The organism is Flavobacterium sp. RSP49, assembly GCF_003968735.1.
In the GTDB taxonomy this organism is placed as follows: domain Bacteria; phylum Bacteroidota; class Bacteroidia; order Flavobacteriales; family Flavobacteriaceae; genus Flavobacterium.
In genome coordinates, this window is sequence record NZ_RYDN01000011.1 from 47,687 (window position 1) to 67,880 (window position 20,194).

The following is a 20,194-nucleotide window of genomic DNA, read 5'->3' on the forward strand; positions in this document are numbered from 1 at the left end:
GTTAAATTTATGTAAATTTTTACACGCCCGACAAGAGCCCTTTTTAATTGGGTTACGAAAACGTAATAGTGTTGAAAACTTTCTGATTTATTTAAATTTTAACCCGTTTAATTACCATTTGTAAAATTAAATTTTATCTTTATTACGAAATAAAATTTTACTCCCTCTCCACATGAAAAGGAAAATAACGCTTAAACAAATTGCCAAAGAATTAGACGTTTCTATTTCTACCGTTTCTAAGTCATTACGGAACAGTCCAGAAATAGGCGAGGAAACCAGACTTAAAGTACAAGCTTTCGCCAAATTTTACAATTACAAACCCAATAACATTGCGCTGAGCCTAAAAAACAGAAAAACAAAAACCATTGGAATTATCATCCCGGAAATTGTGCATCATTTCTTCTCCACGGTCATCAATGGAATTGAACAAGTGGCCAATGAAAACGGGTATAGCGTACTCATTTGCCTCTCAGACGATTCCTTTGATAAAGAAGTCCTGAATATGGAAATGCTCGCTAACGGCAGTATTGACGGATTCATTATGTCACTGTCTAAAGAAACCCAATTCAAAGGCGATTTTCACCACATTACAGAAGTCATCAATCAGGGAATGCCTGTAGTCATGTTTGACAGAGTTACGAACGATATCCTTTGCGACAAAGTCATTATAGACGATCAATCTGCAGCCTATGAAGCCGTTCAGAGCTTGATTGATAAAGGACGAAAAAAAATTGCCTTAGTTACCACTGTTGATTATGTGAGTGTAGGTAAACTTCGCACAGATGGCTATATCAAAGCATTACTGGACAATGACATCCCCTTCAATGAAAACCTTATTATCAAAATTGAAGATGTTGATACCTGCGAAATCACCATTGGAAAATTATTAGAAGACAAAGCCATTGATGCCGTTTTTGCAGTAAACGAACTTTTTGCAGTAACAATAATTAAAACCGCCAATAAAATAGGCCTCAATGTACCTATAGACTTAGCCGTTATTGCCTTTACAGATGGCATCATTTCTAAATATTCTACACCTACTATTACTACTGTAAGTCAGAATGGTATCAAAATGGGAAATAAAGCGGCAAAAATGCTGATTGAAAGACTTGAATCTGAGGAAGATGAAGAAGATGAAAATTACAAAACTGAAGTAATTGAAACGCATCTGATAGAAAGAGAATCTACACATTAGATATTATACGTTTTCAGTTGCCTTCAGAAAACTGCGACTGAAAACTGTGACTAATTTTTAAAACAGCTGTATTATATTCAGTACTACAACCTTGTAGTGAAAAATGTTTCTTTTTATTTGTATCTGAAAAACAAAAGTTTAAAATATATTTTTATATTTACCCCATCAAAGCCTCACTTTTACTTCGAAAATAAGACAAGTTTTGATAAGCATATCGCTTATCGTATTAATTTATAAATTACGATAATGGAAAAGCGTAGATTAAGTTTCTGGCAAATTTGGAACATGAGTTTCGGATTTCTGGGAATACAGATGGGTTTTGCACTGCAAAATGCTAATGCCAGCAGAATTCTTCAGATTTTTGGTGCTGATATGCACGAACTATCCTGGTTTTGGATCATTGCCCCGTTGATGGGACTTATTGTACAGCCCATCATAGGCCATTACAGTGATAAAACGTGGGGGAAATTTGGAAGACGAAAACCGTTCTTTTTAGTGGGTGCTTTGTTAGCCTCCATTGGTTTAATACTAATGCCACAAGCTGAAATTTTCATTGCTCTTTTGCCTGCCTTATGGGTAGGTGCCGGAATGTTGATGATTATGGATGCCTCTTTCAATATTGCTATGGAACCTTTCAGGGCTTTAGTAGGCGACAATTTAAGAACGGATCAAAGAACACTTGGATTTAGCGTACAAACCGCCTTAATTGGTTTCGGTGCCGTGATTGGTTCTTGGCTGCCTTATGTTTTGACGAATTGGTTTGGCGTTTCCAATAGAGATGAGGATGGCGGTGTTCCCATGCATTTGATTTTATCTTTTGTAATTGGAGCTGTTATACTTATAGGTTCTATCCTGGTTTCCATTTTTTCTACCAAAGAATATTCTCCGGAAGAGCTAGCCCAATTTGAAGACGAAATGGCGCATCAGAAAACCAAAGTGGCTGATGCCAATGCTAAAGAATCCAGCGTACTAGACATTTTTGATGATTTCAGAAAAATGCCTACCACGATGCGGCAATTGAGTTGGGTACAATTTTTCTCTTGGTTTGGTTTGTTTGGAATGTGGGTTTTTACCACTCCGGCCATAGCCCATCATATTTATGGTTTACCTATTTCGGACAGCAAAAGTGAGGCGTATCAAAACGCAGGAGACTGGGTTGGCGTGTTGTTTGGTATTTACAATTTGGTTTCTGCTTTCTATGCTTTTGCGTTGCCTTATATCGCAAAAAAAATCGGAAGAAAATTAACCCATTCCCTATCCCTTATTATTGGTGGCCTTGGATTAATTTCGATCTATTTTGTCCCTAACGAAAACTGGCTTATTCTTTCTATGGTTGCAGTGGGTATCGCTTGGGCTAGTATTCTATCTATGCCGTATGCCATATTAGCCGGATCAATCTCCCCAATGAAAATGGGAGTTTACATGGGTATTTTCAACTTCTTTGTCGTTATTCCCCAAATTATCAATGCCTTAATTGGCGGACCATTAGTTAAATATGTATACCATGACAATGCCATATTTGCATTAGTCACTAGTGGTGTCAGCTTTTTGATTGCTGCTATTTTAGTAGTTAAAGTACAAGATGTTGATGACCTAATAAAACAATAATCAATGAATACAAAAGCATTTATATTCGACCTAGACGGAGTGATTGTAGACACGGCTAAATACCATTATTTAGCGTGGCAAAAAATTGCAAATGAATTAAATATCGAATTTACACTGGAACACAACGAATTACTAAAAGGAGTCAGCCGGGTGCGCTCTTTGGATATTATATTAGAACTGGGAAAAGTGGAAGCTTTACAAGAAGATAAAGACCGATGGTTAGTTCAAAAAAATGAAGACTATTTATCCTATTTAGTCGATATGGATGAAAGCGAAATTCTTCCGGGAGTATTTCCAATTTTAAAATTTTTAAAAGAAAACAACCAACCCATCGCATTGGGTTCTGCAAGTAAAAACGCCAGACCTATTCTGGAAAAAACAGGACTACTCTCTTATTTTGACGCTGTTGTAGACGGAAATGATGTGACCAATGCGAAACCCGATCCGGAAGTATTCTTAATGGCCGCAAAATTATTAAAAATAAAACCAGAAGATTCAATTGTTTTTGAAGATTCAGTCGCAGGAGTTCAAGCGGCGAATATTGGTAATATGACCAGCATAGGAATTGGGGAAGCAACTACTTTGCACGAAGCAAAATACATCTTCAACGATTTTACAGCTATCGATACCCAATTCATAGAAGAATTAATTAACAAATAACGAAACAAATTCAAAAAAGTAAAAAGGATAATGTTATTTGTGCATCACAATAATTTTTGAATTTTTAATCTTTGAATTTTTAAATTATAAAAAATGAATCAAGATTATATAAAACCAGACAATTGGTCTATCATAGAAGAAGGATTTGATGCCGAGTGCGTAAAATCATCTGAAAGTCTGTTCAGCATTGGCAACGGTGCTATGGGACAACGGGCTAATTTTGAAGAAAATTATACTGGTGAAACATTTCAGGGAAGTTATATTGCGGGAATTTATTATCCGGATAAAACCAAAGTGGGCTGGTGGAAAAACGGGTATCCGGAATACTTTGCTAAAGTTTTGAATGCACCAAACTGGATTGGAATTGATATTGAAATCAATGGAGAAAAATTAGATTTGAATACCTGTGCTGAAGTTAAAAACTTTCGTCGAGAGCTGAACATGAAAGAAGGTTGGTACCACCGCTCTTTTGAAGCCACTTTAAAAAACGGAACCGAAATCGCAGTTAGTATTCGTCGTTTTCTTTCAATCGTGTTGGATGAAGTTGGGGTTATCAATTATGAAATTACCCCTTTGAACAAAGATTCAAAAATTGTTTACAAACCTTATATTGATGCTGGTGTAACCAATGAAGATGCGAACTGGGAAGAAAAATTCTGGGAACCGCTTGATGTAAAAAAATCAGGAAATGAAGCTTTTGTAACGGCACAAACCTTCAAAACACATTTCAAAGTAACCACTTTCATGCAAAATAGCATTTTTACTAGTGGTGAAAAAACGGGAATTTCTCCTTCTAATATTGATGCAACTGCTGACAAAATTCAGTTTAGTTATGATGTAATTGTGGGACAGGGTCAAAAATCATCGATCCAAAAAATTGGCGGGTATACGGTTTCTTTAAACCATGAAAATACCATTACTGCTGCCGAAAAAGTGATTCAATCCGCTTTAGCAGTAGGCTATGACCAAATGTTGCAGGACCAGATTGATGCTTGGGCAAAAATTTGGGAAATGTCAGACATTACAATTGATGGCGATGTCAAAGCACAACAAGGAATTCGTTTCAATATTTTCCAATTAAACCAAACCTATTTAGGCAAAGATTCCCGATTGAATATTGGTCCAAAAGGTTTCACCGGAGAGAAATACGGAGGTTCTACCTATTGGGATACGGAAGCGTACTGCATTCCGTTTTACATGGCGACCAAAGATCAGGAAGTGGCTCGGAATTTATTGACGTACCGTTACAATCAATTGGATAAAGCCATTGAAAACGCTACTAAATTAGGATTTACTAACGGAGCAGCTTTGTATCCAATGGTGACGATGAACGGCGAGGAATGTCATAACGAATGGGAAATTACTTTTGAAGAAATTCATAGAAACGGAGCTATCGCTTTTGCCATTTATAACTTTTACAGATACACTGGCGATTACAGTTATATTCCTGAAAAAGGACTGGAAGTGTTAATAGGAATTGCTCGTTTCTGGCATCAAAGAGCGAATTTTTCGACTAATTTAAACCAATATGTAATTCTTGGCGTTACGGGTCCAAACGAATATGAGAACAATGTAAACAATAATTTTTACACCAATTATATTGCAAAATGGTGTCTGGAATATACCTACGAACAAATTCAGAAAGTGTCGCTGGAATATCCTTCGGATCACAAAAGAATTACCGAAAAGGTAAAAATCTCCGATTCCGAATTACAGTCTTGGAAAAAAGTTTCGGACAATATGTACTTCCCTTTTTCTGAAGAATATAATGTGTACTTGCAACAAGACGGTTTCTTGGACAAAGAATTGGTTCGAGTAGCTGATTTGGATAAAAGCCAAAGACCCATCAATCAGAAATGGTCTTGGGATAGAATTTTGCGTTCCCCATACATCAAACAAGCCGATGTTTTGCAGTGTTTTTATTTCTTTGAAGAGCATTTTTCGAAAGAAGAACTAAAAAACAATTTTGAATTTTACGAATCCTTTACGGTCCATGAGAGCTCCCTTTCGCCTTGCGTACACTCGATTCAAGCCGCTTTATTAGACAAAATGGACATGGCGTACTCGTTCTATTTGAGAACGTCACGTCTGGATCTTGATGATTACAATAAAGAGGTCGAAGAAGGGTGTCATATAACATCAATGGCCGGAACATGGATGAGTATCGTAGAAGGTTTTGGCGGAATGAGAGTTAAAGATGATACGCTTCATTTTTCTCCAAAAATTCCAAAACAATGGAAAGGCTATTCGTTTAAAATCAACTTTAGAAATCAAATTCTGAAAGTAGCGATCAATCATAAAGAGACTTCATTTACAATTCTTGGAGATAAAGAATTGGAAATTGTGGTAAATGGCAAGACTCTTGTGGTCACTACTGAAAATTTAGTCTCCGTAAACTAACATTTGCTAGAACTTGTAGTTAATTCTATCATTTGAACCCAAGCCTTGCTAGGCTTACTGACAATCCCAATATCTATTGGGATTGTTCGATTGAAAACTACTCTTAAATAAAAAAAGAATGGCCTCTAAAATGCTGAAAATAGTTCTATTCAAACATGAATCCGTTTTATTTGAAGCCAATACAACATTAAATAGCACTAAAAAATACATACAATGAAGAAAACAGATCAATTTCCGTTCTTAAACAGAAGCGTTCTAAAAAAAATAACTTTATTCCTTTTTTTTATGTCAATAACTGTACATGCGCAAATCGACAAAGTGGAACCGCCTTTTTGGTATGCAGGAATGCAGAATCCAGAGCTGCAAATTCTTTTTTATGGCAAAGGCATTGCTCAAAACCAAGTAACGGTTTCTAATAGCATAAAAATAACCGACGTAAAAAGAACGGAAAATCCCAACTACCTATTTGTTACCATTGACACTAAAAAAGTGGTGGCATCAGATCTGATTTTTACCTTTAAAAACAACACTGAAGAAACCTTTACACAAAAATACAGCCTTAAGAAAAGAAGAGAAAACTCAGCGCAACGCAAAAGCTTTGACGCTTCGGATATGATGTATTTGTTGATGCCAGATCGCTTTGCCAACGGAAACAGAAACAACGATAGTGAAAATTCAACCCAAGAAAAATACAATAGAGAATTACCCGGAGGAAGACACGGTGGCGATATTGAAGGAATTATAAAAAATCTGGATTACATAGCAGAACTAGGTGCAACAACAATTTGGAGTACACCACTTTGCGAAGATAATGACGCTGCTTTTTCGTATCACACCTACGGACAATCTGATGTGTATAAAATAGATCCCCGTTATGGAACCAATGCTGATTATGTTCGATTGGCTGACGAAATGCATAAAAGAAACCTGAAATTAGTAATGGATTATGTGACGAATCACTGGGGAATTGAACATTGGATGATGAAAGATTTACCAACAAAGGAGTGGATCAATCAATTTGACACCTACACCCAAACAAATCATAAAAGAACAGTTATTCACGACACCAATGCCTCTGAAATTGATAAAAAAATCACGCTGGACGGTTGGTTTGTCCCATCGATGCCCGATTTAAATCTGAAGAATCCGTTGACTTTAACATATTTGATTCAAAATGCCATTTGGTGGATAGAATATGCTGATTTAGATGGCTTCAGAGTCGACACCTACAATTATTCTGATCCAAAAGGAATTGCAAAATGGACCAAATCCATAACCGATGAATACCCCAATTTTAATATTGTAGGCGAAGTCTGGATGCAAAGTCAAGCGCAAATGGCGTATTGGCAAAAAGACAGTAAAATTGCAGCAATACAAAATTACAATTCATATCTGCCAAGTGTAATGGATTTTACATTATATGAAGCAGTCACTAAAGTTTTCAATGAAGATGACGGCTCTTGGGACAAAGGAATGGTAAAACTCTATGACAATTTTACCAATGATTTTCTGTATCCTAATGTCAGTAATATGTTACTATTTGCAGAAAATCATGATACCAATCGCATCAATCAAACCTATGGGAACGACATCAGAAAATACAAGATGGCAATGACTTTGATGGCTACCGTTCGCGGGATTCCACAATTGTATTACGGAAGCGAAATAGGCATGGCCGGTGATAAAAACAAAGGTGATGCAGCTATTCGTCTTGATTTTCCAGGCGGTTGGGAAGGCGATAAAAACAATGCTTTTACGAAGGAAGGACGAACTGGGGAGCAAAACCAATATTTTGATTTTACCGCCAAATTGTTCCAATGGAGAAAAACAAAAGCAGTGGTTCATTTTGGAAAAACAACCCATTATATTCCGGAAAATAATATCTACGCTTATTTTAGATACAACGCAAATGAAACGGTAATGGTTTTAATGAACAACAGCAACGAAACCAAGACGGTAAACACACATCGTTTCAAAGAAAATATCAAAGACTTTAAAACTGGAAAAGATGTCATTTCTGAACTCACCTTTGACGTGACGAACGAAATAATAATCGAACCTAAATCTGTTTTGATTTTAGAACTGAAGTAATTCACACTCTAAAATACAAGAATCCGGAGAACTACTGAAAAAAATACCAGATACTGACTGCTGCTCCTTGAAAAAAAAGCTCCAGCAAAAAAATAATTATTCAATTTAAAAAAAAATGAAAAAAAAATCTTTACTATTAATTCTATCCGTGCTCGCTTTTTGCGTGAGTTGTTCCGGTACCAAACCTGTTACGGAAAACAACACTCCAATAAAAAAGACAAAAAAAACCCCTTTTGTCTGGGAAGGTGCTAATGTCTATTTCCTTATGACAGATCGCTTTAATAATGGTGATCGTTCCAATGACATTACTTTAAACAGAACTAAAACTACAGGAAAACTTCGTGGTTTTGAAGGAGGAGATATCAAAGGAATTACTAAAAAAATTGAAGAAGGTTATTTTGACAAACTAGGGATAAATGCCATTTGGTTTACTCCTGTAGTGGAACAAATTCATGACGCTGTAGATGAGGGCACTGGATTGAGTTATGGCTATCATGGCTATTGGGCCAAAGATTGGACGGCATTAGATCCCAATTTTGGAACTAAAAAAGAGTTAGCTGAATTAGTAAAAAAAGCGCATGCACGAGGAATCAGAATCATTCTTGACGGCGTCATTAATCACACCGGTCCTGTGACTGAAATAGATACTGTTTGGCCAAATTACTGGGTTCGTACCAATCCGGTTTGTGATTATAAAAATTATCAAAATACAACAACCTGCACTTTGGTGGCCAATCTTCCAGACATCAGAACTGAAAGCACCCAGAATGTAGACTTACCTCCTTTTCTTGTCGAAAAATGGAAAAAAGAAGGTAGATACGAACAGGAAATGAATGAGTTAGATGCTTTTTTTTCTCGGACAGGCTATCCTAAAACTCCAAAATATTACATCATAAAATGGCTGACAGACTACGTTGCTGATTATGGGATAGACGGCTACAGAGGAGATACCGTAAAACATACAGACGAAACCGTCTGGGCAGATTTCAAAACACAATGTGACTATTCATTTGAGACTTGGAAGAAAAAAAACCCTACAAAAGTACTGGATAACAACTCCTTTTACACCATTGCCGAAGTCTATAATTATGGTATCAGCGGCGGACAATATTTTGATTTTGGAGATAAAAAAATAAACTATTTTAAAAATGGTTTCAACAACATGATTAATTTTGAGTTTAAATGGGACGCCCAAAAAGACTATGAATTCATATTCTCAAAATACTCGGACAAGCTCAACACCGATTTAAAAGGATACAGTGTTTTAAACTATTTATCCTCACATGATGACGGCGCTCCATTTGACGCAAAACGCACCAAAAGCATCGAAGCCGGTACAAAATTATTGTTGAGTCCAGGACTTTCTCAAGTATATTATGGTGATGAAAGTGCACGTCCCTTAGTAATTGAAGGTACAAACGGCGATGCTACCTTGCGTTCCTTTATGAACTGGAAAGACATAAAATCCAATCCTGAAACTAAAAAAATACTGACACACTGGAGAAAATTAGGAAAGTTCAGAAAGAACCATCCTGCTGTGGGAGCTGGAATTCACACCATGATTTCGGACACGCCCTACACATTTTCAAGAACATACACTAAAGGAACTTTCACAGAAAAAGTAGTGGTTGGTCTAGATCTCCCTACTGGCAAAAAAGAAATTATTGTAGCCCCTATTTTTGAAGATGGATCTAGAGTAAGAGATGCCTATTCCGGAAAAGAAGCCAAAGTTTCAAAAGGAAAAGTGACTATTCGAACCGACTTTGATATTGTTTTATTAGAAATGAAAAAATAAAGGTCCTCTCCCCAACCCTCTCCAAAAGAAAGGGAGATGAAACCGAAAAAGTTAAACTGAATTTAGGTTCCATACTTAAATCCAAACGCTTTTAGAAATGAAGGCGTTTTTTTTATGTTTATCTTTACTCAAAATTAGAAAGCAATGCTCAAAATTGGACATCGTGGTGCAAAAGGATACGAACCGGAGAACACCTTGGTTTCGTTCCAAAAAGCATTAGACATGCAAGTAGACGGTATTGAACTCGACGTGCATTTGAGCGCTGATGGTGAAATAATCGTTATTCACGATGAAACAATCGACCGAACGACCAATGGAAAAGGTTTTGTAAAAGTTTTATCTTTGCAAGAATTAAAGGCATTTCGAATAAATGGAAAGCACCAAATCCCTACGTTACAAGAGGTTTTTGATTTGGTAAACCAAGGCTGCCTGATCAATATTGAACTCAAAAGCTACGAAGCAACAGACAAAGTAGTCTCACTCATTGAAAAATATATTGCTAAAAAAGGTTGGAAATACGATCGTTTTTTAATTTCCAGTTTTGATTGGAATGCACTGCAGCAAGTGGCGTTTTTAAATGATAAAATTCCAATTGGCGTTTTAACGGAAACTGATTTAGACTTGGCCTTGGCTTTCGCCAAATTCATTCAGGCAAAATCCATTCATCCGCATTTTCATTTATTGACAAAAGAAAATACGGCGCAAATGCAAGAAAAAGGATTGCAGGTTTTTCCTTGGACTATCAATGAATTAGAAGATATTGAAAAAATAAAAACATTCAACGTAAACGGAATCATCACCGATTTCCCAAATAGAATATGAATCAGAATTTTGATATAATAATAGTAGGCGGTGGCGCAGCAGGTTTTTTTACAGCGATAAATATTGTTGAGAGAAACACAAAACTAAAAGTTGCCATTCTGGAACGAGGAGCAGAAGTATTACAAAAAGTTAGAATTTCCGGCGGTGGAAGATGCAACGTAACGCACGCTTGTTTTGAGCCAAATGAATTGGTGAAGTTTTATCCGCGTGGCGAAAAAGAATTACGAGGTCCTTTTCATCAGTTCTGTTCTGGTGATACGATTGAATGGTTTGAGAAACATGGTGTAGAATTAAAAATAGAAGGAGACGGACGCATGTTCCCGGTTTCGAATTCTTCACAAACAATTATTGATTGCTTTCTAACTGCCACACAAAAACTGGGTATTGCAGTACTTACAGGACAAAGTGTACAATCAATTTTCAAGAAAGAGAATGAATGGAAAATCGAAACCCAAACTGAAAATTATCTTGCCGAAAAACTAATTCTAGCCACAGGAAGCAATCCGAAAGTCTGGGAAATGTTACAGAATTTTAGTCATGCAGTTGTCAGCCCAGTTCCTTCCCTATTCACTTTTAATATCAAAGATTCCAGAATAAAAGAATTACCCGGAGTTGCGGCGCAAGTAACCGTAAAAGTAAAAGACACCAAACTCAGCTCAACAGGACCATTGTTAATTACCCATTGGGGAATGAGCGGACCAGCGATATTGAAACTCTCCGCTTGGGGAGCCCGCATCTTGCATGATAAAAATTATCAGTTTACCATTTTTATAAATTGGTTAAATGATAAAGATACTACGGATGTCGAGAAGAAACTAAAAGATTTAAAACAGGAACACGCGAAAAAATCAGTTTCCAAGAAATCTCCTTTCGAATTAACCAATAGATTATGGGAAAGTTTGGTGCTCGCTTCCGGAATTGAAGCGGAGACGAAATGGGCGGATTTGTCTAAAATTCAATTGACGAATCTTGCGAATCAATTAACGAATGGCACTTTTCAAGTGAATGGAAAAAGCACCTTTAAAGAAGAATTTGTGACGGCAGGCGGAATTGATTTAAAGGAAATTAACTTCAAAACTATGGAAAGCAAATTGCATGAAAACCTTTATTTTGCTGGTGAAATCGTAAATGTTGATGCCATTACCGGAGGATTCAATTTTCAGAATGCCTGGACAAGTGGGTTTATTGTGGCGAGTGCTGTATAATAAATCAGCCCTTTCACAGTGTGGAAGCTTGAAAGAATAAAACCTATCTGTTCAACCACCAGATACTTCCATTCAAAACCGCTGCAAAACTTACCCAAGCCAAATACGGAATGAATAAATAACCCGCAATTTTATTGATTTTAGAAAACTGAAGGTAGGTTTCAAATATCATTAGCCAAAGCACAATAATTTCTAACCCGGCTAACATCGGGTTGTGTAATCCAAAGAATAAATACGACCACAAAGCATTCAGGGCTAATTGAATCGCAAAGAAAATCAACGCTTTTTTTACAGCTTCTTTTTCTACCTCTATTCTATCCCATACTAATCCTGCAGCAACACCCATCATCACATATAACATACTCCAAACAGGTGCAAAAACCCAATTAGGAGGATTAAAACTTGGCTTTATCAAAGTGGGATACCAAGTGGTAATGGCGGAACGAGTAACCGTTCCAGAGAAATATCCAATGGCAAGACAGGTGACAACAACAGCTAATATTCGGGTGATTTTATTCATTTTTATATTTTTCTAATGTGAGCCAAATTTACTCAAATCTTTCTAACGATTAACCATCTATTCGAATAAACAAATAACGCAAAAAAAGTATCTTTGCGTAAATTTATACATTCATGATTTCAGCAAACGATTTTATTCCATCAAAATATACACATTCTATTGAAGAAGGCAATTTTCAATGGAGCGCGCCCAGCAATATTGCTCTTGTAAAATATTGGGGAAAAAAGGACAATCAAATTCCTGCGAATCCTTCGGTGAGTTTTACGTTGAATAATTGCAAAACGATTACTAAATTGACTTTCGCCAAAAAAAACATTTCCCCTGAGCTCAATGTGACGGGTAATAATTTCTCTTTTGATTTACTTTTTGAAGGAAAACAAAAAGAGGATTTCAAACCAAAGATTCAAAAATTTCTGGAACGAATTGAAATCTATTTACCGTTTTTAAAAGACTACCATTTTACGATTGACACGGAAAATACTTTTCCGCACAGTTCCGGAATTGCTTCATCGGCATCTGGAATGGCTGCTTTGGCGATGAACTTAATGAGTTTAGAAAAAGCACTAAACCCTGAAATGACCAAAGAATATTTTTATCAGAAAGCGTCTTTGCTTGCACGTTTGGGTTCAGGAAGCGCTTGCCGAAGTGTAAAAGGACAAGTTGTAGTGTGGGGAAATCATGCAAATATCTCCGAAAGTTCGGATTTATTTGGCGTGGAATTTCCAAATGCGATTCATGCTAATTTCAAGAATTTCCAAGATACTATTTTACTAGTTGACAAAGGTGAAAAACAAGTCTCGAGTACCGTTGGTCATGACTTGATGCACAACCATCCATTTGCCGAAAGGCGATTTGCTCAAGCACATGAAAATTTAGATGCACTGATTACTATTTTCGAAAGTGGCGATTTAAACGCGTTTATCAAAATTGTAGAGCGCGAAGCCTTGACGTTGCATGCCATGATGATGACCTCGATGCCGTATTTTATATTGATGAAACCGAATACGTTGGAGATTATAAATGCGATTTGGAAGTTTAGAAATGAGACTACAATTCCCGTTTGTTTTACGCTCGATGCCGGAGCAAATGTGCATGTTTTATATCCATTTGATCACAAAGAGAAAGTGTTACAATTTATTCAGCACGAATTAGTTGGCTATTGTCAAAATGGTCAGTACATTTGTGACGAAATTGGAAATGGAGCGGTATTGCTTTAATTTATTTATTTTTCACTATCTTTAATTTTTAAAGACCTGAAAACATGGACATTCAATCAGAGAAATTAGAATTGATACGATTGTTGTTAGAAACTGACGACACAGCCATAATCGAGGCCGTAAAAAATATTTTCAAATCACAAAAAAAAGAGGTTTGGAAAGATTTATCACCTGAACAACAAGAAGAAATCGACCTCGAAATTCAGGAAGCGAATCGTGGTGATCAACTCGAATTATAAAAATTAATTACTAATCACTCTTGATTTCCAAGCTTATATTGTTAACTTACTACACCATATGAAAGGACCTTTATTTTACTCAAAAATATTACTCTTTGGAGAATACGGAATTATTCGTGACTCAAAAGGGCTTTCAATTCCATATAATTTTTATAATGGTGCCCTCAAAAGAGACGGAAATCCGTCTGAAGAAGCGGTAAAATCAAATGGGAATTTAAGACGTTTTGTTGTCTATCTAGACACCTTACAGCACGAACACCCCAATCTGGTTACTTTTGATTTAGATCTCTTGAAAAACGATGTGGAAACCGGAATGTATTTTGATTCCAGTATTCCTCAGGGTTATGGCGTAGGCAGCAGTGGCGCACTTGTAGCCGCCATTTATGATAAATATGCTCAAAATAAAATTACCGTTCTGGAAAATTTGACTCGTGAAAAATTATTGCAGCTAAAAAATATATTTTCTCAAATGGAGAGTTTTTTTCACGGAAAAAGTTCTGGATTAGATCCTTTGAACAGTTATCTGAGTATCCCTATTTTAATCAATTCTAAAGATAACATTCAAGCTACCGGAATTCCAAATCAAAGCTTTGACGGCAAAGGAGCCGTATTTTTGTTAGATTCCGGAATTGTAGGCGAAACAGCTCCGATGGTGAATATTTTCATGGAAAACCTGAAAGACAAAGGATTCCGTGCCATGTTAAAAAATCAATTCGTAAAATATACGGATGCCTGCGTTGAAAATTTCCTAGGTGGTGACATGAAGTCATTGTTCATGAATACCAAGAAACTATCTAAAGTGGTCTTGAATAACTTTAAACCAATGATTCCGGAACAATTTCACAGCATCTGGCAACAAGGAATTGACAGTAATGATTATTATTTGAAATTATGTGGTTCTGGTGGCGGTGGTTACATCTTAGGATTCACAGAAGATTTAGAAAAAGCCAAAATTTCCCTGAAAGAGTATAAACTTGAAGTCGTGTACCAGTTTTAAACATCCTCTCCCCAACCCTATCCAAAGGAGAGGGAGAAGAAAACCTAAAATAGTACCCTTATTATTGGGAGCACATTCTTAAATAAATCTAAATGTTAAGCAGGCAGCACAAACTTCTCCTAATAAAAATTGCAAGTTTGTTCTCTGTGGTTAGAGGCTACAACATTCCGGTCATTATCCTGGCACAATACCTCTCAGCCATATTTATTTTGGCTCCTGACACAAGAGCTTTGGCTATTTTACTCGATTTCAATTTATTTATCTTGGTTTTTGCTTCATCACTAACAATTGCTTCGGGATATATTATCAATAATTTTTATGACAGCCAAAAAGATTTAATCAATCGCCCTAACAAGTCCATGTTAGATCGATTAGTGAGTCAAAAAACAAAACTAAATGTCTATTTTACATTGAATTTCATTGTTGCCTTAATGGCTCTGTTTGTTTCCTGGCGTGCTTTTTTCTTCTTTTCCCTTTACATTTTCGTTATTTGGTTTTATTCCCATAAAATAAAAAAATACCCTATAATAGGAAATTTGACAGCAGCTTTACTTGCCGTGACCCCTTTTTTTGCCATACTATTGTATTACTACAATCAGATCCCGTTTGAAGAAATTGAAAATTACAAAAGACAGCTTGGAGTAATATTTGTGCATGCCTCTTTTTTGTTCTTATTGCTGCTGATTCGGGAAATGATTAAAGATCTAGAAAATCTGAAAGGTGATTTGATTACTGATTATAAAACGATTCCCATTGTTTATGGCGAAGAAATTTCAAAAAAAATCATAACCTTTTTGACATTTCTTACCGTTTTACCCGTTTATGTTTTAATAGAAATTTACGATGTGGGATATATGGATATTTATTTTTATTCCTCTCTCATAATCCTTATTTTATGTCTGCTTTACTTGTGGAAATCAAATGCTAAACCACAATTCCTATTGCTTCATAATATCCTGAAATTTTTAATTGTCTCTGGAGTATTTTGTATTGTACTAATCGATCCGAGTGTTTTATGGCACGGTAAAAGATTGCTGATGATGCTTTAGATAATGCTTTTTTAAGAATTACAAAAACTAAAAAAACCTCCATTTCACGCTGGGCATTCTCTTGAAACAGAAAAAAGGTTCCTACTATAAAATTAAAAATCAAATTAATAAAAGCGCTAGTGAATTTTTAATTCTTATCTATGATGTGTTCAATAAAAACAAAAAAGAACAGATTTTATGCTTTATGGCATCGTAAAAACTCTTTTTCGGGTTCATTTCATTGCTAAACGCGATTCCGCAGAATTGTTATATGATCTTTTAAAGTTTTCTTGTTGACTCCCTTTCTTTCAATTTTGTCTTAATGACGACCGTTTCATAGGGAATGTGTTCTTCTTTAGATTCCAGTCGATCAATAAGCAGTTTAGCAGCAACTTCGCCTATTTCTATGCCATGCTGACTGACCGTGGTCAAACTGGGAGACAACCTACGGGAAGCCAATATACCATCGGCAAAACCTATGATAGAAAGTGATTCGGGAATTTTATATCCTTTTTTGAGTCCAATTCTCAAAGCAGCCACGGAGTCATTTTCGTCCAAAGCAAAAATCCCGTCAATTGTATTGGTATCAAAAATATTTTCTATGAGATTATTTAGATTTTCATCCGAATCAGTTCTCAGAATTAAAGCATTATTAACGGGAATATTGTTAATTTCCAGTGCCTTCAAATACCCATCGGCCCGCAATTTACCGACACTCAAATTATCAACCGAAGAAAACAACGCTATATTTTTGCACCCTAAATCAATCAAATGTTGAGTAGAATCGAGGGCCGAATCAAAATCATCCACAATAACTTTGTCACAATCAACTCCATCCGCAATTCGATCAAACATCACAATAGGAGTTCCATCATTAATGATTGCCGAGAAATGACTGTATTCCTGATTTTTTTGAGCCTCTTCAGACACTGAAACAATAAATCCGTCGATAGTACCATTACTGAGCATCTCCAAAGTATGCGCTTCTTTATCCAAAGATTCATTTGAAATACACATAATCACGTTGTATCCTTTTTCATCAGCCACTTTTTCGATACCACTAAATACTTTGGCAAAGAAAGAATTCAAAATATTAGGAATAATCACCCCAATGGTTTTTGTTTTCCTGTTTTTTAAGTTCAAACCAATTACGTTAGGCTTGTAATTTTTTAGCTTTGCGTATTCTTTTATTTTTATTTTGGTTAACTCACTAATTTCCGGACTATCATTAAGTGCTTTTGAAACTGTAGAAACAGAAACATTCAGTTCTTTTGCGATTTGTTTTAGTGTAGCTCTGGCTTTCATAAAAAAATGTTTATTGTAATTAATAAAGAAAAAAGGGACAAGATGTAAATAAATAGAATTTTAACAATTAGATCGACAAAAATAGCGATTATAATATAAAAATTGGTTCTGAAAAATGAGGAATATTCAATAAATTTACATAAAAATTCAAAACAAAACAATCTATCGACGGTTTCGATTAATTCTAAATTCATTGCCGGAAAAATATTTCAAATATACATTTGATAATCAGCACTAAAACAAGAAAAAAATAATCTTTTAAGGTATTTGTAATTAAAATAATTAATTGTACTTTTGCAACCCCTTTATTGGGGATGGAATGTTTAATTAAAATAATATTATGGACGCATTAAGCTACAAGACACAATCAGCAAGCAAAGCCACCGTTACAAAAGAGTGGATTGTTGTAGATGCTGATGGGCATAACTTAGGTCGTATGGCTTCGAAGATCGCAATGATCCTTAGAGGTAAATACAAAGCAAGTTATACGCCACATGTTGACTGTGGAGATAACGTAATTGTTATCAACTCAGAAAAAATCAACCTTACAGGAAACAAGATGAAAGAAAAAACTTACATCCGTCACACTGGTTATCCTGGAGGACAAAGAACTTTAACTGCTGAAGTATTGCAATCAAAAAACCCTGCATTACTAGTTGAAAAAGCGATAAAAGGAATGTTACCTAAAAACAAATTAGGTGCTGAACTTTTTAGAAATTTAAATGTTGTTGTAGGATCAGAGCACAAACAAGGCGCTCAAAAACCTAGAACAGTTAACCTTAACGATCTTAAGTAATGGGAGTTATTCACAAAATCGGTAGAAGAAAAACCGCTGTTGCACGTGTTTATGTTTCGGAAGGAACTGGAGTGATCACTGTAAACAAAAAAGCATTCGAAACATACTTCCCAACTGCAACGTTACAGTACAAAGTATTACAACCTATGTCCATGACAGAAAATGTAACAAACTTTGATGTAAAAGTGAACGTTTACGGAGGTGGTTCAACTGGACAAGCAGAAGCAGTAAGAATGGCATTAGCACGCGTTATGTGTGAAGTAAATGCTGAAAACAGAGCGATACTGAAACCAGAAGGTTTATTGACAAGAGATCCAAGAATGGTTGAACGTAAGAAATTCGGTCAGAAGAAAGCTCGTAAGAGATTCCAATTCTCTAAACGTTAATAGTACCTGTCTTGTATTATTTATACAAGACGTATTGATTATTAAATTTAAAAACAATGTTGTTGTTGTCCCGTTGAGACGGGAAATTAGTTTAGCATCTAAATGAAACCCAATTAAAAGATTGAATCTTTAAATTAAAAAGGAACATTGCTAATCAACAGAACGTAAACTAAACAAAAAATGTCAAACAAAGTAGAAGTAAAAGAATTACTAGAAGCAGGTGTACACTTCGGACACATGACTAGAAAATGGGATCCAAATATGGCCCCTTACATTTATATGGAGCGTAATGGTATACACATTATCAATCTTTATAAAACAGCAGCAAAAATTGAAGAAGCGAATGACGCTTTGAAAAAAATCGCTGCATCAGGTAGAAAAATATTATTCGTAGCTACCAAAAAACAAGCAAAAGACATCGTAGCTGAAAAAGCTAAAGCTGCAAACATGCCTTACATCACTGAAAGATGGCCTGGTGGAATGCTAACTAACTTCGTAACTATCCGTAAAGCTGTTAAAAAAATGGCAACTATTGATAAAATGAAGAAAGATGGTACTTTCATGACCCTTTCTAAAAAAGAGCGTTTGCAAGTAGATCGTCTTCGTGCTAAATTAGAGAAAAACTTAGGTTCAATCGCTGACATGTCAAGACTACCAGCTGCATTGTTCGTAGTTGATATCAAAGCAGAACATATCGCAATAAAAGAAGCTCAAAAATTAAACATTCCAGTTTTCGCTATGGTGGATACCAATTCTGACCCAAGAGAGGTTGAATTCGTAATTCCATCTAACGATGATGCTTCTAAATCAATTGACAAAATCTTAACTTTAGTAACTGGTGCAATTATCGAAGGACTTTCTGATAGAGGTTCTGATAAAGAAACTGATCTTCCTGTTGCTGAAGCAACAACCGAAGTAGTAGCTCCTGTTGCTGCTGAAGTAGCTGTTCCTGTTACTGAAACAGTAGCTCCAACTCCTGCAACTGAAGAATAAAAATAAATTTAAAGATTGAAGAATTTAAAGATAAAACTTATTGATTGTAAAATTGATAATGAACTCTTTAAATTTCTCAATCTTTTAATCTTTAAAATAAAAAAATTATGGCAACAATTACTGCTGCAGACGTAAATAAATTAAGAACAATCACTGGCGCAGGAATGATGGACTGCAAAAAAGCCTTGGTTGAAGCAGAAGGAGATTTTGATTTAGCTATCGAAAACTTACGTAAAAAAGGACAAAAAGTAGCCGCAAATCGTTCTGATAGAGAATCTACAGAAGGTGCTGCAATTGCTGTTGTTAACGCTGACAAAACTGTCGGAGTTGTGATCACATTAAACTGTGAAACTGACTTCGTAGGGATGAACGAAAACTTTGTAAAAATGGCTACTGAAATGGCTAATTTAGCATTGAACTTCAACACAAAAGAAGAATTTTTAGCGGCTGATTTCAATGGAATCACTGTTGCTGATAAATTAATCGAGCAAACTGGTGTTATCGGTGAAAAATTAGAAATCAGAACTTTCGAGAAATTAGAAGGTGCTTTTATCGGATCTTACATTCACTCCGGAAACAAAATTGCTACTTTAGTGGCGCTATCTGCAAATGTAGAAGGTGCTGAGGAAGTTTCAAGAAACGTGTCTATGCAAGCAGCTGCAATGGCTCCAATTGCTTTAGACGAAACGGGTGTTGATGCTGACACAATCGCTAAAGAAATAGAAATTGCTAAAGATATCCTACGTCAAGAAGGAAAACCAGAAGCAATGTTAGACAATATCGCTAAAGGTAAACTAGCCCGTTTCTTTAAAGACAATACGTTAGTAAACCAAGATTATATCAAAGACAACAAAATGAGCGTTGCTGCTTATGTTAAATCTTTAGACAAAGATCTTATCGTTACCGGTTTTAAAAGAGCTGCGTTAGGATAATCATC

At 35.8% G+C, this 20,194-nt stretch carries 18 protein-coding genes; 16 read left to right on the plus strand and 2 right to left on the minus strand.

Going from position 1 to position 20,194, the window contains the following annotated elements; all coding sequences use genetic code 11:
* Positions 1–172: 172 nt before the first annotated feature.
* The 8 genes from EKM02_RS07720 to EKM02_RS07755 all read left to right on the plus strand — a co-directional run bounded on the left by EKM02_RS07720 (position 173) and on the right by EKM02_RS07755 (position 11,776).
* Positions 173–1,195 carry a LacI family DNA-binding transcriptional regulator gene (locus EKM02_RS07720; RefSeq protein WP_126453886.1) on the plus strand — a complete coding sequence of 341 codons (1,023 nt, stop codon included), beginning with the start codon at positions 173–175 and terminating at the stop codon, positions 1,193–1,195.
* A 246-nt stretch (positions 1,196–1,441) separates the two neighbouring features.
* A complete protein-coding gene (locus EKM02_RS07725; RefSeq protein WP_126453888.1) occupies positions 1,442–2,803 on the plus strand; it encodes an MFS transporter in 1,362 nt (453 codons plus the stop codon).
* Between the two features lie 3 nt (positions 2,804–2,806).
* Positions 2,807–3,463 carry a beta-phosphoglucomutase gene (gene pgmB, locus EKM02_RS07730; protein WP_126453890.1) on the plus strand — a complete coding sequence of 219 codons (657 nt, stop codon included), beginning with the start codon at positions 2,807–2,809 and terminating at the stop codon, positions 3,461–3,463.
* Between the two features lie 93 nt (positions 3,464–3,556).
* On the plus strand, positions 3,557–5,863 hold the full coding sequence (locus EKM02_RS07735) for a glycoside hydrolase family 65 protein (RefSeq protein WP_126453892.1): 2,307 nt from the start codon (positions 3,557–3,559) through the stop codon (positions 5,861–5,863).
* A gap of 213 nt (positions 5,864–6,076) precedes the next feature.
* The gene (locus tag EKM02_RS07740) at positions 6,077–7,954 is read left to right on the plus strand and encodes a glycoside hydrolase family 13 protein (protein WP_126453894.1); all 1,878 of its coding nucleotides are present in this window, start codon (positions 6,077–6,079) and stop codon (positions 7,952–7,954) included.
* A gap of 115 nt (positions 7,955–8,069) precedes the next feature.
* Positions 8,070–9,749 carry an alpha-amylase family glycosyl hydrolase gene (locus tag EKM02_RS07745; RefSeq protein ID WP_126453895.1) on the plus strand — a complete coding sequence of 560 codons (1,680 nt, stop codon included), beginning with the start codon at positions 8,070–8,072 and terminating at the stop codon, positions 9,747–9,749.
* Positions 9,750–9,893: 144 nt separating this feature from the next.
* Entirely contained in the window at positions 9,894–10,571 is a 678-nt protein-coding gene (locus tag EKM02_RS07750; protein ID WP_126453897.1) for a glycerophosphodiester phosphodiesterase, read from the plus strand.
* Positions 10,568–11,776: an NAD(P)/FAD-dependent oxidoreductase gene (locus EKM02_RS07755; protein ID WP_126453899.1), complete on the plus strand. Its 1,209-nt coding sequence runs from the start codon at positions 10,568–10,570 to the stop codon at positions 11,774–11,776. The genes EKM02_RS07750 and EKM02_RS07755 overlap by 4 nt, the downstream gene beginning before the upstream one ends.
* Positions 11,777–11,819: 43 nt before the next feature.
* Here the strand turns inward: EKM02_RS07755 and EKM02_RS07760 are convergent, their stop codons facing one another.
* Positions 11,820–12,296 (minus strand): TspO/MBR family protein, encoded by a 477-nt coding sequence (locus EKM02_RS07760; protein WP_126453901.1) that lies wholly within the window; start codon positions 12,294–12,296, stop codon positions 11,820–11,822.
* Between the two features lie 113 nt (positions 12,297–12,409).
* On the opposite strand from EKM02_RS07760, the gene EKM02_RS07765 reads away from it, so the two are divergent.
* From EKM02_RS07765 to EKM02_RS07780, 4 genes are all read left to right on the plus strand, one after another.
* On the plus strand, positions 12,410–13,513 hold the full coding sequence (locus EKM02_RS07765; protein ID WP_126453903.1) for a diphosphomevalonate/mevalonate 3,5-bisphosphate decarboxylase family protein: 1,104 nt from the start codon (positions 12,410–12,412) through the stop codon (positions 13,511–13,513).
* Between the two features lie 44 nt (positions 13,514–13,557).
* Positions 13,558–13,752, plus strand: coding sequence for a hypothetical protein (locus EKM02_RS07770; protein ID WP_126453905.1), 195 nt, complete (start codon positions 13,558–13,560; stop codon positions 13,750–13,752).
* Between the two features lie 58 nt (positions 13,753–13,810).
* A complete protein-coding gene (locus tag EKM02_RS07775) occupies positions 13,811–14,749 on the plus strand; it encodes a mevalonate kinase (RefSeq protein WP_126453907.1) in 939 nt (312 codons plus the stop codon).
* A gap of 92 nt (positions 14,750–14,841) precedes the next feature.
* Complete coding sequence (locus tag EKM02_RS07780; protein ID WP_126453909.1) at positions 14,842–15,798, plus strand: geranylgeranylglycerol-phosphate geranylgeranyltransferase; 957 nt, start codon at positions 14,842–14,844, stop codon at positions 15,796–15,798.
* A gap of 258 nt (positions 15,799–16,056) precedes the next feature.
* On the opposite strand, the gene EKM02_RS07785 is transcribed toward EKM02_RS07780, so the two are convergent.
* Complete coding sequence (locus EKM02_RS07785; protein WP_126453911.1) at positions 16,057–17,082, minus strand: LacI family DNA-binding transcriptional regulator; 1,026 nt, start codon at positions 17,080–17,082, stop codon at positions 16,057–16,059.
* Positions 17,083–17,422: 340 nt separating this feature from the next.
* Here EKM02_RS07785 and rplM point away from each other — a divergent pair, with 340 nt between their 5' ends.
* The 4 genes from rplM (at position 17,423) to tsf (ending at position 20,189) form a co-directional block, all read left to right on the plus strand.
* Positions 17,423–17,878: a 50S ribosomal protein L13 gene (rplM, locus tag EKM02_RS07790; protein ID WP_066080505.1), complete on the plus strand. Its 456-nt coding sequence runs from the start codon at positions 17,423–17,425 to the stop codon at positions 17,876–17,878.
* On the plus strand, positions 17,878–18,264 hold the full coding sequence (gene rpsI, locus EKM02_RS07795; protein WP_126453913.1) for a 30S ribosomal protein S9: 387 nt from the start codon (positions 17,878–17,880) through the stop codon (positions 18,262–18,264). Before rplM ends, rpsI begins: the two co-directional genes overlap by 1 nt.
* Before the next feature lie 180 nt (positions 18,265–18,444).
* Positions 18,445–19,257 (plus strand): 30S ribosomal protein S2, encoded by an 813-nt coding sequence (rpsB, locus tag EKM02_RS07800; protein WP_126453915.1) that lies wholly within the window; start codon positions 18,445–18,447, stop codon positions 19,255–19,257.
* Between the two features lie 107 nt (positions 19,258–19,364).
* Positions 19,365–20,189 carry a translation elongation factor Ts gene (tsf, locus tag EKM02_RS07805; protein WP_126453917.1) on the plus strand — a complete coding sequence of 275 codons (825 nt, stop codon included), beginning with the start codon at positions 19,365–19,367 and terminating at the stop codon, positions 20,187–20,189.
* Positions 20,190–20,194 lie beyond the last annotated feature (5 nt).